Annotated in this window: 15 protein-coding genes; 8 read left to right on the plus strand and 7 right to left on the minus strand. The window is 63.6% G+C overall.

Annotated features, from left to right (window positions below):
- Positions 1–7 precede the first annotated feature (7 nt).
- The 3 genes from A6V37_RS29780 to A6V37_RS29790 all read right to left on the minus strand — a co-directional run bounded on the left by A6V37_RS29780 (position 8) and on the right by A6V37_RS29790 (position 3,659).
- Entirely contained in the window at positions 8–2,014 is a 2,007-nt protein-coding gene (locus A6V37_RS29780; RefSeq protein ID WP_064265688.1) for a bifunctional DedA family/phosphatase PAP2 family protein, read from the minus strand.
- Positions 2,015–2,097: 83 nt separating this feature from the next.
- Positions 2,098–2,829, minus strand: coding sequence for a glycine zipper 2TM domain-containing protein (locus A6V37_RS29785; protein WP_064286610.1), 732 nt, complete (start codon positions 2,827–2,829; stop codon positions 2,098–2,100).
- Between the two features lie 134 nt (positions 2,830–2,963).
- Entirely contained in the window at positions 2,964–3,659 is a 696-nt protein-coding gene (locus tag A6V37_RS29790; RefSeq protein WP_242665720.1) for a GntR family transcriptional regulator, read from the minus strand.
- A 54-nt stretch (positions 3,660–3,713) separates the two neighbouring features.
- On the opposite strand from A6V37_RS29790, the gene A6V37_RS29795 reads away from it, so the two are divergent.
- The gene (locus A6V37_RS29795; RefSeq protein ID WP_064265685.1) at positions 3,714–4,190 is read left to right on the plus strand and encodes an OsmC family protein; all 477 of its coding nucleotides are present in this window, start codon (positions 3,714–3,716) and stop codon (positions 4,188–4,190) included.
- 232 nt (positions 4,191–4,422) lie between these two features.
- Here the strand turns inward: A6V37_RS29795 and A6V37_RS29800 are convergent, their stop codons facing one another.
- Both A6V37_RS29800 and A6V37_RS29805 read right to left on the minus strand, forming a co-directional pair.
- On the minus strand, positions 4,423–4,617 hold the full coding sequence (locus tag A6V37_RS29800; RefSeq protein WP_064286612.1) for a hypothetical protein: 195 nt from the start codon (positions 4,615–4,617) through the stop codon (positions 4,423–4,425).
- Between the two features lie 114 nt (positions 4,618–4,731).
- Positions 4,732–5,199, minus strand: a complete 468-nt coding sequence (locus tag A6V37_RS29805) for an Lrp/AsnC family transcriptional regulator (RefSeq protein WP_064265683.1) — start codon at positions 5,197–5,199, stop codon at positions 4,732–4,734.
- 155 nt (positions 5,200–5,354) lie between these two features.
- Here A6V37_RS29805 and A6V37_RS29810 point away from each other — a divergent pair, with 155 nt between their 5' ends.
- Together A6V37_RS29810 and A6V37_RS29815 are read left to right on the plus strand one after the other, a co-directional pair.
- On the plus strand, positions 5,355–6,008 hold the full coding sequence (locus A6V37_RS29810; RefSeq protein ID WP_064265682.1) for a LysE family translocator: 654 nt from the start codon (positions 5,355–5,357) through the stop codon (positions 6,006–6,008).
- A gap of 150 nt (positions 6,009–6,158) precedes the next feature.
- Positions 6,159–6,479 (plus strand): YnfA family protein, encoded by a 321-nt coding sequence (locus A6V37_RS29815; RefSeq protein ID WP_064265681.1) that lies wholly within the window; start codon positions 6,159–6,161, stop codon positions 6,477–6,479.
- Positions 6,480–6,504: 25 nt separating this feature from the next.
- On the opposite strand, the gene A6V37_RS29820 is transcribed toward A6V37_RS29815, so the two are convergent.
- On the minus strand, positions 6,505–7,014 hold the full coding sequence (locus tag A6V37_RS29820) for a DUF1993 domain-containing protein (RefSeq protein WP_064265680.1): 510 nt from the start codon (positions 7,012–7,014) through the stop codon (positions 6,505–6,507).
- Positions 7,015–7,317: 303 nt separating this feature from the next.
- Between A6V37_RS29820 and A6V37_RS29825 the strand changes: the two genes are divergently transcribed.
- From A6V37_RS29825 to A6V37_RS29840, 5 genes are all read left to right on the plus strand, one after another.
- Positions 7,318–8,877, plus strand: coding sequence for a S53 family peptidase (locus A6V37_RS29825; protein ID WP_064265679.1), 1,560 nt, complete (start codon positions 7,318–7,320; stop codon positions 8,875–8,877).
- A 75-nt stretch (positions 8,878–8,952) separates the two neighbouring features.
- Positions 8,953–10,608: a S10 family peptidase gene (locus A6V37_RS29830; protein ID WP_064265678.1), complete on the plus strand. Its 1,656-nt coding sequence runs from the start codon at positions 8,953–8,955 to the stop codon at positions 10,606–10,608.
- A gap of 152 nt (positions 10,609–10,760) precedes the next feature.
- Positions 10,761–11,414: a hypothetical protein gene (locus A6V37_RS29835; protein WP_064265677.1), complete on the plus strand. Its 654-nt coding sequence runs from the start codon at positions 10,761–10,763 to the stop codon at positions 11,412–11,414.
- Between the two features lie 395 nt (positions 11,415–11,809).
- The gene (locus A6V37_RS41565) at positions 11,810–11,968 is read left to right on the plus strand and encodes a hypothetical protein (RefSeq protein ID WP_165614397.1); all 159 of its coding nucleotides are present in this window, start codon (positions 11,810–11,812) and stop codon (positions 11,966–11,968) included.
- 5 nt (positions 11,969–11,973) lie between these two features.
- Positions 11,974–12,240, plus strand: a complete 267-nt coding sequence (locus tag A6V37_RS29840; RefSeq protein ID WP_064265676.1) for a hypothetical protein — start codon at positions 11,974–11,976, stop codon at positions 12,238–12,240.
- An 80-nt stretch (positions 12,241–12,320) separates the two neighbouring features.
- Here the strand turns inward: A6V37_RS29840 and nadE are convergent, their stop codons facing one another.
- Positions 12,321–13,181 (minus strand): ammonia-dependent NAD(+) synthetase, encoded by an 861-nt coding sequence (gene nadE / locus A6V37_RS29845; protein ID WP_064265675.1) that lies wholly within the window; start codon positions 13,179–13,181, stop codon positions 12,321–12,323.
- Positions 13,182–13,506 lie beyond the last annotated feature (325 nt).

Below are 13,506 nucleotides of genomic sequence, written 5' to 3' on the forward strand. Positions count from 1 at the left end.
TGCCCGCTTATTCCATCTGCGAGACGAGCAGCGACACCGGCACGCCGTGGCAACTCACGGTGGCAACGAGCGCGGCCCCGAGGTCCGCCCCGGAGGCCGCGTGCACATCCGGCAGACTCCAGTCTCTATCTACTCGCACGATGTTGATCGGCCACGAGCGCCGCGCCAGCCGTTCGTGCGCGAAAGCCCCGACCCAAAGCGGCGTCGCGGATGTCCCGTCGCCCACCGCGTAGCCGCTGGGCCAGAAGCGCAGCACGTCCCGTTCGTCGCGGCTATCGCCCGGCCGCATGAAAACGGCCGTTGAAGGCACGCCGTCGTTGAGCTTCGGCAGGACCGGCAAAGAGGTGGCCGCGACATTGGGCGAGGCGAGGGAAAGCAGGCTGTGCGGCGACAGGTCCGTGCCCTCGACCCAGCCTTGGGCGCGCAGTTGCCCGCGGATCGAATCGAGGTTCGATACCCACTGCAGCGTGAGCGGCTCCTTGAGATCGCCGCCCATATCCGAGCGGTAGCAGGGCAGGCGCTTCCACACTGAGAGCTTCCATTGCGATTGCGTGACCAGCACGGGCGGCGGCCGCTGCATGCTGTCCGGTGGCGGGGCGCCCAGACTGAAGCCGAGTTGCGCGCCCACGCTGACCAGCATGACCACCAGAACCACGACCGGCATGAAGGGGCGTTCCGGCGGCGCCTGAGGGTGCCGCCACATGGCCGTGATTGCAATGATCGCCACCCAGGCGTACGCGAGCGCGGCGCCGCCGATGGCGTCGGACACCCAGTACCTGCCGAAGTACACGCCCGCCAGCGCGACCACGATCACCACCATGGTGCTGGCGGCTGCCACCAGCATGCCCTCCAGCATGCCGACCCGCCTCGCGAGGAGAAAGGCGAGGAAGCCGTAGACGGTGACGGTCGCCGCGACGTGATTGCTCGGAAAGACGTAGGAGCCGCCCATCAATGCGTTGGGCGGCGCGCGGTGCATGGCGAACTGCAGGGCGAAGATCAGCAGTTGGGAAAATACGACCGCCGCGAGCCAGTAGCCGATGGTGCGCCAGCGACGTTCCAGCAGCATCCACCCCGTGACCGTCACGATCAGCGCCCCAAGCGTGATGGTGTTGCCCAGCGTCGACAGTCCCGCGAGAACGGTGTCCCCCCAGGGCGTGCGTACCGATTGCAGAAAGTGATAAACGGAGAGGTCGACCCGGGTGAGCGGATCGCCGCTGATGACGTCGTCAAGCACCCCGAAAAAGAGCGCCCCGGACACCAGAACGATGAGTGTGGCCAGCAGGATGCTGCTGGCATCCGGCGTTTCGGGGTCGAGCATTTTCCGCGCGAAACGGCCAAACGGTCCCGGATGCCGGCAGGCCCAGCTGCCCAGATTGCGGCCCGCCGCGCTCGACCATGCGTTGGCGTGCGAGAGCAGGAAGCCCGCCACACGAAAGCTCAGCCAGACAATGCCCACCAGCAGGGCCAGGATGACGACCAGCCGGAACGACACCGCGCCGGCCAGCAGCACCGAGGCGCCGAATACCACGCCCGGCAGGATATGGGCGGGCGCCCAGATCAGCGCCGACAGCACGTTCATGGCGTAGAAGCGCAACGGCGTCATGCCCAGCATGCCCGCCACGACGGGCACGATCGCCCGCAAGGGAGCGATGAAGCGCGCCAGCACGACGCTCTTGGCGCCATGTTTCCTGAAGTAGCGATGGCCCGCCTCGAGCACCTCCGGGTGTTTGGCGAACGGCCAGAGTTGGGCGATCTGATCCTTGTAGCGGCTGCCGAGCCAGAAGCTCATGCCGTCGCCGGCAATGGCGCCGGCGATCGCCCACACGAGTACCCAGACGAGGCTGAGCGAGCCGGTGCCGGTCAGGGCGCCGGCGAGGAACATGGCGGTACTGCCGGGGATGAAGGTGCCGATAACGGCAATCGCCTCGAGAAAGGCGGCGAGGAAGATGACCGTGAGCGTCCACGCCGGGTGGCCGGCTAGCAGATGCAAAAGGTGGATGTAGGCGTGCTCCATCGTGCGCGATCAGCCGTTCTGGCGTAACGGTTGATCATAACGCGAGGGAGCCGCCTTATGCTTTCTGGACGCTCGTCAGAGGTTCACGAAGCGCTGAGCGAATCGCCGGACACGTGGACGCGTTCGCCGACCTGCACGGCCGGTTGCGTCTGATAGCTGAAGTTGCGGTAGCTGCCGTCCTGCATGCGGACCTGGACTTCATAGGTGGTCTGCTTGCGCACCGCGTGCTCGATGCCGTTGCCGGCGAGGCCACCGCCGACCGCGCCCGCGATCGTCGTGAGGATCTTGCCGCGGCCGCCGCCGATCTGATTGCCGACCAGCCCGCCCGCGAAGGCTCCGCCGAGCGCGCCGAGCCCCGTGGTCGGCTCGGGCGACTGCACCGTGTTGATCGCGACCACTTCGCCTGCATACGGATCGGCGGCGACCGGCCGCGGCGCCGGGTTGTTATAGTTTGCCTGGTAGCCCTGATTGTTCGCGTAGCCCGGCGCAGGCGTTGGGCTGGGGCGGTGCGTGTGGTGAACCGGCGGCCGGGCAGGGGCGGCTTGCTGCACCGGCTGCTGCGCGGCTTGTTGCACCGGCAGCTGCGCCGTTTGCTGAACCGGGACTGGCTGGGGTGCCGCGAGCGGTGCGCTGGCGACTTGCGCGGCCGCCGTGACCGGCAGAGCGGGTTCCGTGACGGCATGCGAAGTCGGCAGCAGGCCGGTCATCGCCGCGATGCCGGTGGCGCTGGCCAGAATGACGGCTACCGCCGCGCCGGCGACCAGCGGGTGAATGCGGCTGCGTTGCGGATTGCTGGAAGTGAGGTTCGTGTTCATGTTGGACTCCGCGAGTAGATGCCAGCAATAACGCCATCGCGAAGCGCTCGGTGCACACGAAGCGCGTGTTGCTTTGTAAGGGTTTGTGTAACTTTGCATGGGCTGGTTACACCTTTGTCGTTACGCCCTCTGCGTCACTCGTCCCGGACCAGTTGCAGAACGATGCGTTTCGCCGACGCGAGATGGTCCACCGTCATTGATCGCGCGAGGCGTGCGTTGCCTGCCGTGCATGCTTCGAGAATGCGTTGATGTTCGTCCTGGAAGGCCGGTGTATCGGCGAGCAGGGTGCTTTGCAATCGTTCATAGCGCTCGACCTGAGCGCGGAGTTCGCGGATCGCTTTCAACTGCCGCCCGTTTGCACAAGGGCGGTATAGCAGTTCATGAAACTCGCGATTCAGCTCACCCTGTTTTTGGACGGTATCCGCGTCTCCCAGAAGTCGATGAACGAGTTCGGCGCGCGATAACGTCTCGCTGTCCATGCGTTTGACCGCGCGGAAGATGGCGTCTCCTTCGAGCAACATGCGCAGGCCGTAAATCTCGTCCAGGTCGGACGCCGTCAAGGTTCGCACGACGGCGCCGCGATTGCGCATCAGCTCGACCAGCCCTTCGCCCTCGAGCTTCTGGATGGCCTCTCTCATCGGCACCCGGCTCACCCCGAACCGATCGGCGAGTTCGCGCTCGACCAGCCGCGCGCCGTCTGCCAGCTCTCCGGCCGCGATCAGTTCGCGAAGCGAGACGGCGATGGCGTCGGCCGTCGAATCCAGTTTGTGGTCCATATGCGAGGGTTCCTGTTGTCTGGAATAATGGTATACCAAAATGACCGGGCGCATATAGAATGCACGTGTCGCGAGTTCAATTTTGGGTCAACAGCAAAGGAGAATGGCATGGCGTACGGCGAGCACAAATACACGGTGTCGGTGCAATGGACAGGCAACCGCGGCAGCGGCACCTCGGGGTACCGCGACTATGGCCGGGACCACATCATCGCCGCAGGGAGCAAGCCCGCCATTCCCGGATCGTCGGACGCCGCGTTTCTGGGTGACGCGAACCGGTGGAATCCGGAAGATCTGCTGGTCGCTTCGGCGTCTGCCTGTCACAAGCTCTGGTATCTGCATCTTTGTGCGGACGCGGGCGTTGTCGTTCTGAGCTATCGCGACAATGCCGAAGGCACGATGCTCGATTCCCCGGAGCAGGGCCGCTTTTCGCAGATCGTTCTACGCCCGCACGTTGTGATTCGCGCAGGCGGCGATCTCGAACTGGCCGAGCACTTGCATCATGTGGCGCACGAGAAGTGCTATGTCGCGAACTCGGTCAACTTTCCGATTCTGTGCGAGCCGAAAATCGTGACTGGTGAGGTGTGATGGATGCGTGGGGTGACCGGGGCCCGCTAGCGGGGTTGCAACGGTATTGATCAGGCGGGGGAGGGTGTTCCGACCGTACGGGATTTCCATGTCCCGGATGTCAATGCGCAACTAACGGTCAACTCCGTCTTGCGCCTCCGGACAACGCGCTGGCCGCTTCCGTGGAATCTGAAGACGGCCAGCGCTCGCGCGCTACGCTGCAGCTAGGCAGTCAATAGACCCGCTACGCCAATCAACGATTGCCGTCGAGCAGGTCGCCGAGCATTTCGTCGAATGCGGCTTGGGCATCTTCGAGTTCCTGCAGCGCGGCGTCGAACGTTTGCAGCGCAAACTGCGAGGGCTGGCCGCTGCCGGCCGGCGGGAACTGCGTTTGCAGCGACGCGAAGGCCGACTGCACCCGCTGGGTCGCGGTCATTACGCGGGCCATCGCCGCGGTTTCTTCGGCTCGCGCCTTTTCGTGATCCCTGAAAACTCCATCTTTGTCTGGTCGGCCCGCGCCGTGTCGAAGGGGGGACTATGCCACGTTCTGTTGCGTTCGCGTTCAGGACAGCGGCAACGCGCCATTGGCCTTCACTTCCCGCAACGACAACGCCGATTCCACCGACGTCACGCCCGGCAGACCGCGCATCTCATCGCGCATGAATGTGCCGTAGTCGTCGAGGTCGCGCGCCACCACCTGGAGGATGTAGTCGGCGCTGCCGGATACGTTGTGGCACGCCAGAATCCGGGGGATCGCCTGCACCTCGCGTTCGAAGCGCGTGGCCGTCGCGCGGTCGTGCACGGCAAAGCGCACGTAGACGAACGCAATCACGCCGAGCCCGAGGGCCGAGCGGGACAGCATCGCGCGGTACTGATCGATATAGCCGTCGTTTTCGAGGCGCTTGAGGCGGCGCGCGCAGGGTGTCTCGCTCAGGCCGACTGCTTCGGCGAGCCGCGCATTCGATATGCGGCCATCTTTCTGAATCGCGGCGAGGATCGCGCGATCGGTTTTATCGAGGTCGCTGGTCATGGTTCGGCGATGCAGGTGGTGGATTAGGGGAAAGCTTGATCTGGATCCATAATATTAGCGCATTCCTCCAAAATAGGAGCTGCCGGACCAGTAATTCGCCAGAAAACTCTCCGCGGGCGATAGCAAGATAGAGGCCTCAAAAACAGGAGGCTTTGATGATTTCCGCACACCTGCTGGCCGTCTATATTGCGGCGCTAATTGTCGTCTATGCCGTGCCTGGGCCGGACATGGCGCTGGTGTTGCAAACCAGTATTGGACACGGCGTGCGACGTGGCTTCGCGGCTGCCGGCGGGCTTGGCCTCGCGCGCGCGACGCATGTGACGCTCTCGGCGTGCGGCGTCGCCGCGCTGTTGCGCAACGCGCCGTGGTTGTACGAGGTGGTGCGCTATGGCGGCGCGGTCTATCTCGCGTGGGTGGGTATCCAGATTTTTCGCTCGCCGGTGTTCGCGCTGCCGCAGGGCGATAATGCCGGCGGCCATGCGGAAGGTGCCGCGAGCGTGGAGTCGCGTCCGTTGCGGGCGGCTTTCGTCAAGGGCCTGCTGACCAATTTGCTGAATCCGAAGGCGCTCCTGTTTTGCTCGGTTCTGCTGCCGCAGTTCGTGCGCCCGGAGGCCGGGCCGGTTGCTCTGCAAATGATCGAGCTTGGTCTTGTGCTGGTTGCCGTCGGCGCGTGTTTCGACGCGATGTATGCCATCGGCGCCGCCCGGATCGCCGGGTGGATGCGGACCCATCCGCTCGCGCAGACTTTGCAGCGCTGGACCTTTTCGGCGGCGCTGATCGGTTTCGCGTTGCGGCTTTCGCTGGACTAAGGCAGCACGAATCGCGGCGTGACCGCCCGCCCGCTGGGCTGGCGGGCCACGGCTCAGCATCACGCCCGCAAGCAGACTGATTGTGTTAATAAAGCCAGCACACATCCGCGCGCGCTTCGCGGCGGCACAATCACTCGCTTGCACCCGTCGATGAAAACTTTCCTGCTTTACGCCGTGACCGCCATTGCTGAAATTGTCGGTTGCTATTTGCCGTGGCGCTGGTTGAAGGAGGGCGGTTCCATCTGGCTGCTCGTGCCCGGCGCGCTCAGCCTCGCGCTGTTCGCGTGGCTTCTGACGCTGCACGGCACCGCCGCGGGCCGCGTCTATGCAGCTTACGGCGGTGTCTACGTGGCGGTGGCGGTTGCCTGGCTATGGTGCGTCGACAACGTACGGCCAACGCCGTGGGATGCGGCCGGCGTTCTCCTGACGCTGACCGGCATGGCGGTCATTGCCTTCCAGCCGGGCGTGTGAGCTCGCCGATGCGTACCTGAGGGCTTTACTTGATGCCGCCCAGGAAGTCCAGCTTGCCAAGTTCAACGCCGTTGTGACGCAGGATGTCGTAGGCCGTCGTGACGTGGAAATAGAAGTTCGGCAGCACGAAACCGAGCAGATACGACAGCCCCGTGAACTCGATTGGGCCGGTACGCATTTTCAGCGTGATCGCGCGTTCTTCCGAACCGTCGATCTGTCCTGCATTGAATTCCTTCAGATAATCAATCGTCTTTTGAAGGCGGGCAATCAACTCTTCGAAGGTCTGTTCGACGTCTTCGAACTTGGGCGCCTCGACGCCGGCCAGACGTGCGGCGCAGCCTTTCGCGGTGTCGCTCGCAATATAAACCTGGCGCACCAGCGGCAGCATGTCCGGTGCGAGCCGGGCATTCGTGAACACCGACGGTTCGATCTGTTTTGCGGCGGCGTGCGCCTCGGCTTTGCCCAGAATGAGTTGCAGGTTCGTCAGGCCGCGAATCAACACGGGCAGCGACGCTTGATACATCGAAATTGACATGGGGTTCCTCTGATTCTTCGATCGTGCGCGCGGTTCGCGCGCGAGGCAATGTAACGGCTGGATTGCCGCTTCAGCATCATAGCGCGAGCCTGCGCAACAAGTATCGATGCCACACCGCGTTGGCCATTCGGACAACTGTCGCCTGTTCCGGAACTGTGTTCGAATGGATAGGTCGGACGATTTGACACAGGCCTTGAAACCGCAATCTGCCGCAGGTATTGGGCAATGAGGTTGCGCAAGTGCGTGCCGTGCCGGAGTCCGCATTGCGACTCGGGCCGTCAAGCTAACAGGAGAGTCGACACCATGGTCAACAAGCACCCGCTGCCAGGCAGCGAGCGAACGGTGGAAGCCGGTTCGAAAGTCGTGGGGCAATGCGATCCGGCGGAGCGGATCGAGGTCTTCGTGATGCTGCGCCGGCAGCAGCAGGCGCAGTTCGATGCGCTGATGAGCAAGATCGAAGCAGGCGACCCCTCTGTGAAACCACTCTCGCGCGAGGCGTTGGCGCAAGACTATGGCGCCGCGCCGGACGACGTCGTCAAGGTCAAGTCGTTCGCCGCCGCTCACGGTTTGACCGTGCTGCGCGAAGATCCGGCTGCGCGCACGGTCGTGCTGGGCGGCACGATTGCGCAGTTCCAGACCGCGTTCGGCGTCAAGCTGGAGCACTACGAACATCACATCACCGGGCAGTTCCGTGGCCGCACCGGCACGATCAGCGTGCCGGACGATCTGCACGGCGTCGTGCAAGCCGTGCTTGGGCTCGACAACCGGCCGCAGGCGCGGCCGCACTTTCGCATCCGGCCGCCGTTCCAGCCGGCTCGAGGGAGGCAGGTTTCGTTCACGCCGCCGCAGATCGCGTCGCTCTACAACTTTCCGCAGGGCGACGGCAGCGGCGAGTGCGTCGGCATCATCGAGCTGGGTGGCGGGTATAACACCAGCGATCTCAAGGCGTACTTCGGGAGCCTGGGGGTGGCCGAGCCCACGGTGAAGTCGGTCGGCGTCGATCAGGGCAGCAATCAGCCGAGCGGCGACCCGAATGGACCGGACGGCGAAGTCACGCTCGACATCGAAATCGTCGGCGCGATCGTGCCTGGCGCGGCGATCGCGGTGTATTTCACACCGAACAGCGACGCCGGTTTTATCGACGCGGTGAGCCGCGCGGTGCACGACACGGCCAACAAGCCGTCGGTCATTTCGATCAGCTGGGGCGGCCCCGAGTCGAACTGGACCAGCCAGTCGGTGCAGGCCTTCAACAGCGTGCTGCAGTCGGCCGCGGCGCTTGGTGTGACGGTTTGCGCGGCGTCGGGCGACAGTGGTTCGAGCGACGGCACAGGTGGCGGCGATCAGGTCGACTTTCCGGCGTCGAGCCCGTATGTGCTGGCCTGCGGCGGCACGCATCTGAGCGCGTCGGGCACGTCGATCTCGAGCGAAGTGGTCTGGAACGACGGCGCCCAAGGCGGCGCAAGTGGCGGCGGCGTGAGCCGGGCGTTCCCGGTGCCGGCGTGGCAGGAAGGTTTGACAGTCACGTCGTCGAGCGGTAGCGGCACGGCGCTCAGCGGGCGTGGCGTGCCGGACGTGGCGGGCGACGCATCGCCGACCACGGGCTATACCGTGCTGATCGACGGCACGCAGACGGTGGTGGGCGGCACGAGCGCGGTCGCGCCGCTGTGGGCCGCGCTGATTGCGCGCATCAACGCGGCGAAGGGGCAGCCGGCCGGCTTCATCAATGCGAAGCTGTACAAGGCGGCGGGTGCGTGCAACGACATCACGCAAGGCAACAACGGCAGTTTCGCGGCATCCGTGGGCTGGGATGCCTGCACCGGACTCGGCAGTCCGAATGGCCAGAAGGTGGCTGCCGCACTATAGTCTGCAAGACATACCCCGAAGGACGTTCCCTTCGGGGGACGACACACAAGACGTGAACAAAACCATGGAGCGATCATGACGAATACCGCATCAGCTTCCGTTAGTCCGCAGTCGTCGCACAATTCTCATGCATCAGCCGCGCCGGCGGCCGCCAGCACGTCGGCCAAAGCTGGGGATCAGCCGTTCTTCGATCCGGTTGCGTACGGCAACGGGCCGGACGATTCCATTACCGAAACCGCCGAAACCGCGGCGGTCACACACCATTCGGTCAGCATTGGCGGGCGCAAGATCAACTACACGGCCACGGCGGGTCACCTCGTGATTGTCGATCCGAGCAGCTCGCAGCCGGAAGCCAGCATGTTTTACGTGGCCTTCACGCAGGACAACCAGAAGGAAGAAACCCGCCCGGTCACGTTTTTCTATAACGGCGGGCCAGGATCGTCTTCGGTGTTCGTGCTGCTCGGCTCGTTCGCGCCACGCCGGATCAAGACGTCGATGCCCGGCTTCACGCCGCCCGCGCCCTATGCGATGGAAGACAACCCGGACAGCCTGCTGGACAAGAGCGACCTCGTCTTCATCAACCCAGTCGGGACCGGCTACTCGGCGGCGATCGCGCCGAAGAAAAACCGCGACTTCTGGGGCGTGGATCAGGACGCGGATTCGATCAAGCAGTTCATCAAGCGTTTTCTGACCAAGAACAACCGCTGGAACTCGCCGAAGTACCTGTTCGGCGAGTCTTACGGCACCGCGCGCAGTTGCGTGCTGGCGTATCGATTGCACGAAGACGGCGTCGATCTGAACGGCATCACGCTGCAATCATCGATTCTCGACTACACCCAGGCCGGCAATCCGGTTGGCGTGCTTCCCACGACCGCGGCGGACGCGTGGTATCACAAGAAGCTCGGCATCGCGCCGCGGCCCACCGATCTCGGCGTATTCGCCGAAGAAGTGGCGCAGTTCGCGCGCACAGACTATCTGGCGGCGCTACGCAAGTTTCCGACCACCGATGCGGCCACCGTCGAAAAACTCAGCGAATACACCGGCATCGACAAGACGACCTTGCTGGCGTGGAGCCTCGATATCGCGTCGTACGACAGCCGCGGCAACTCGCTCTTCCTGACCACGCTGCTGAAGTCACAAGGCCTCGCGCTCGGCGAATATGACGGCCGCGTGACGGCGATCGACACGGGCATTGCCGGCAAGATCGACCCGAACTCCGGGGGCAACGACCCGACCATGACCGCGGTCACCGGCGTCTACACGACAATGTGGAACGTGTACCTGAACGAGCAGTTGAAGTACACGTCGAATTCGTCGTTTACCGACCTGAACGATCAGGCCTTCAAGTATTGGGATTTCAGCCATATCGATCCGACTGGCGCACAGAAGGGGCTCGACTCGAAGGGCAACATCATTCTGTACACCGCCGGCGACCTGGCCGCCGTGATGGCGCTTAATCCCGATTTGAAAGTGCTGTCGGCAAACGGCTTTTTCGATTACGTGACGCCGTTCTATCAGACCGTGCTCGATCTGCAGCAAATGCCGTTGCTCAGCCAGCAGGTTCGGCAGAACCTCTCGGCGCGGTTTTATCCGTCGGGGCATATGGTCTATCTCGACGGCGGATCACGTACCGCGCTGAAGGCCGATCTTGCAGCCATGTACGACGCGACCGTGTCGAATACGCAGGCGCTTGGCCGGATCCGCGCCCTGCAGGCGCGCGTGCCGAAGTAGCGCTGTCTGATGTTGCGGAAGCCCGCCGAACCTGGCAAATCATCGCTCTTGTGCCAGGAGCAGAGGCGGGCTTTTTTTACCGCGGCATATTGAATGTGTTTTAATTAGCCTGCGAATTGAACTATTGCGTGCCGCCGCCGGCGCGCCGACGAATGAACGCAGGCATTGCAGACAGGCATCGCATCCACCCTTTCGGCGACCCTCCCAGCAGGACACATGTGGCGGCTTCACCGGCGCTCGCGCGCCGGCGCGGCATCGCGCGTTCCGCCCGAAACGCGCGCGCCGCATTAGTGCTGGCCTTCACGGCGCTGCTCGCGTTGCGTGCGGGTGGTGTCCACGCGCAAGACGCCGCGATGCTCGATGAACGTGTCACCCAGCAGTCAGTGGCCGAAACGATTTGCCGGCCCGGCTATGCGGACACGGTGGCGCCGCCGTTCGACGAATTGATGGCGCACAAGGACCGCATGCTGGCGGAACGTGGCATCAATGCGGACAACGGGGCGGCCTTCGCACTCGACCGGCGCGTGCCTATTGTGCTCGGCGGCTCGCCGGACGCCGCCTCCAATCTCGATCTTTTGCCGTGGGCCGGTCCGCAGGGAGAGCGCCGCAAGGCGCGCGCGGCGGTCATGCTCAAACGCTGTGTATGCGAAGGCAAATTGAGCCTCGCCGAAGCGCAAGCCGCGATCGTCGGTAACTGGTCGGTGGTTTATTCGGGCTTCAGTCAGACGTCTTGTGACGTGAGCCGGCTCGACGTCGCCACCGGAGGTGACAGCACCAGGACCGCCGCGAGCGACAACGCGCCATAAGGCCACCGGTCCTCGGCCGCCCGGTTCATGCGTGTCAATTCGGCGGCGCTGGTTCAGGTCCCGCAACGCGGCGAGGGTGTGTGGTGAATGAGCGCGGCCAATGCACAAGCGACGGACTGATCCAGACGATCAGTCCGCCTTTTGCGCCCGTCCCCCGCAGGATGCCGTAGCAGTGCGCGTCGTGGCCCGGTTCTGAGGCGAGCGTCCACGTTTGACGCGTTTGCCGGACCCGTACTACAACCTGAACAGATGTTTTGCTGTTTTTGACGCCGCCTGTTCAGGTACAGTGCACTAACGGTGCTTGTAAAGCCCGTTTTACGACACTGTGTCGCATCGCTTTTGCTGCCGATTGTGGCTATCCTGAAAACAGGACGAAAATCGCAGGGGAGAATTGAATGATCGCCTTCTATCTGTCTTTGGCTGCTTTGGGCGCCGCCGGCGCGGCACTGATCCGCGAACTCGCCGCGGCGCAAGCGAAACAGCGCGCGGCCATGCGCCCGGTGCGGGTGCGATCCACGGATCGCGGCTCAAGCCGCGATGCCCGCCGAGGGTAGGCAGAATGAACCTGATCGTGCGCAACATCGCGCAATCGTGCAGTGAACAGGAAGTGCTGGAATTCCTCAAGCACGAACTTGGGCACTATGCGAAAAGCGTGGAGGTGGTCGGCGCCGGCACGCCTGGTGCGTACGCCATGGTCAAGCTGGACGCGCAGGTGCCCTATGTGGGCGACATCATCGCGCGGCAGATTCAGGGCAAGCATCTGGGCGGTGTTGCGCTGGAGGCGAGCGCCGACCTGTTCACCGACGAACCGCCCCCTTCGCACTGAATCACCGCCGTTGACGCTTCGGCATGCCGCGCGCGGACATCGCTCGCGGCAGTCGCACTCCACTCAATACATTCCCTTTTTCATTGCTCGTCTGCCTGCGCAGGCCAGTCGAACGGCGTGTACGGCAACGCGCGCTTGTGACGCGTGATGTCGTAAAAGCGCAAGATGGTCGTGCGCGCCGAGTCGCTCACGGGTTTGCCTTCCAGAAAATCATCGATAGCGTCGTATGGGATCCCGTACGCATCCTCGTCGGGCCGCAGCGGACGCAACATTTCAAGGTCGGCGGTCGGCACCTTGTGAGCCAGCGTCTCGGGTGCGCCCAAAGCCTTCGCCACGGCGCGCACGCGGCGCTTGTTGAGTCCGGCGAGCGGCAGCACATCGGCGCCGCCGTCGCCGAACTTGGTGAAGAAGCCCATGACCGATTCGGCCGCGTGGTCCGTGCCGATCACCACGCCGGCTCGCGCGCCGGCTACCGCGTATTGCGCAATCATGCGCTGCCGCGCCTTGATATTGCCGTGCACGAAATCCCGTTGCGATTCGTCGTTGAATAGCACGCCGCTATGATCCAGCGCGGCGAGCATCGCGTCGGCGGCGGGCTTGATATCGATAGCGAGATTTTCGTCCGCGCGAATAAAGCGCAATGCCTCCTGTGCATCGGCTTCGTCTTTCTGCACGCCGTAAGGCAGCCGTACTGCCACGAAATGCGCGTCGTAATGTGCAGCGCGCAGCCGTTCCACGGCGAGTTGCGCGATGCGCCCGGCGGTGGTCGAGTCGACGCCGCCGCTAATACCGAGCACATACGTTTTCAATCCGCTGCTGCGCAAATAATTTGCAAGAAAATTGATCCGGCGCTCGATTTCGTACCGGGCGTCGAATTCGGCGCTAATGTGCATTTCTGCGGAGATGCTTGCCTGGCGTGCGACTGGGTTGTGTTGCGTCATGGCTCTTTTTGGCTCCTCGCATTTGCGCAATGGTCAAACGATTAATACTTGTGCGCGGCTGGCGTAGACGCGGCCCCGCGCCCGGTAGATGACGGGCAGTTTCAGCCGGCGCGTTGCAACGCATTTGTCCCGGCATTTACCGCTGCTTATTGACTTCAATTCACCCTTTCGATGTTTTTAATCCGCCGCGCTGAGCGGCAAACGGGTACGTTGATTAGCGACATGGTTAAATCGCCCGATCTTCATCGACAGATCGCAATGTGCTTAGTAACATCCTCGTTCCGAGCGCCGCATGAGCGTGCGAGCAGTCAATAATAATCAGGTT

Source organism: Paraburkholderia ginsengiterrae, assembly GCF_001645125.1.
In the GTDB taxonomy this organism is placed as follows: Bacteria; Pseudomonadota; Gammaproteobacteria; order Burkholderiales; family Burkholderiaceae; genus Paraburkholderia; species Paraburkholderia ginsengiterrae.

What these genes read in the sequence shown, in the direction of transcription:
- A6V37_RS29780 (WP_064265688.1), bottom strand. Translation starts at nt 2,014, where the DNA reads ATGGAGCACGCCTACATCCACCTTTTGCATCTGCTAGCCGGCCACCCG.
- A6V37_RS29785 (WP_064286610.1), bottom strand. Translation starts at nt 2,829, where the DNA reads ATGAACACGAACCTCACTTCCAGCAATCCGCAACGCAGCCGCATTCAC.
- A6V37_RS29790 (WP_242665720.1), bottom strand. Translation starts at nt 3,659, where the DNA reads ATGCGCCCGGTCATTTTGGTATACCATTATTCCAGACAACAGGAACCC.
- A6V37_RS29795 (WP_064265685.1), top strand. Translation starts at nt 3,714, where the DNA reads ATGGCGTACGGCGAGCACAAATACACGGTGTCGGTGCAATGGACAGGC.
- A6V37_RS29800 (WP_064286612.1), bottom strand. Translation starts at nt 4,617, where the DNA reads ATGGCCCGCGTAATGACCGCGACCCAGCGGGTGCAGTCGGCCTTCGCG.
- A6V37_RS29805 (WP_064265683.1), bottom strand. Translation starts at nt 5,199, where the DNA reads ATGACCAGCGACCTCGATAAAACCGATCGCGCGATCCTCGCCGCGATT.
- A6V37_RS29810 (WP_064265682.1), top strand. Translation starts at nt 5,355, where the DNA reads ATGATTTCCGCACACCTGCTGGCCGTCTATATTGCGGCGCTAATTGTC.
- A6V37_RS29815 (WP_064265681.1), top strand. Translation starts at nt 6,159, where the DNA reads ATGAAAACTTTCCTGCTTTACGCCGTGACCGCCATTGCTGAAATTGTC.
- A6V37_RS29820 (WP_064265680.1), bottom strand. Translation starts at nt 7,014, where the DNA reads ATGTCAATTTCGATGTATCAAGCGTCGCTGCCCGTGTTGATTCGCGGC.
- A6V37_RS29825 (WP_064265679.1), top strand. Translation starts at nt 7,318, where the DNA reads ATGGTCAACAAGCACCCGCTGCCAGGCAGCGAGCGAACGGTGGAAGCC.
- A6V37_RS29830 (WP_064265678.1), top strand. Translation starts at nt 8,953, where the DNA reads ATGACGAATACCGCATCAGCTTCCGTTAGTCCGCAGTCGTCGCACAAT.
- A6V37_RS29835 (WP_064265677.1), top strand. Translation starts at nt 10,761, where the DNA reads ATGAACGCAGGCATTGCAGACAGGCATCGCATCCACCCTTTCGGCGAC.
- A6V37_RS41565 (WP_165614397.1), top strand. Translation starts at nt 11,810, where the DNA reads ATGATCGCCTTCTATCTGTCTTTGGCTGCTTTGGGCGCCGCCGGCGCG.
- A6V37_RS29840 (WP_064265676.1), top strand. Translation starts at nt 11,974, where the DNA reads ATGAACCTGATCGTGCGCAACATCGCGCAATCGTGCAGTGAACAGGAA.
- nadE (WP_064265675.1), bottom strand. Translation starts at nt 13,181, where the DNA reads ATGACGCAACACAACCCAGTCGCACGCCAGGCAAGCATCTCCGCAGAA.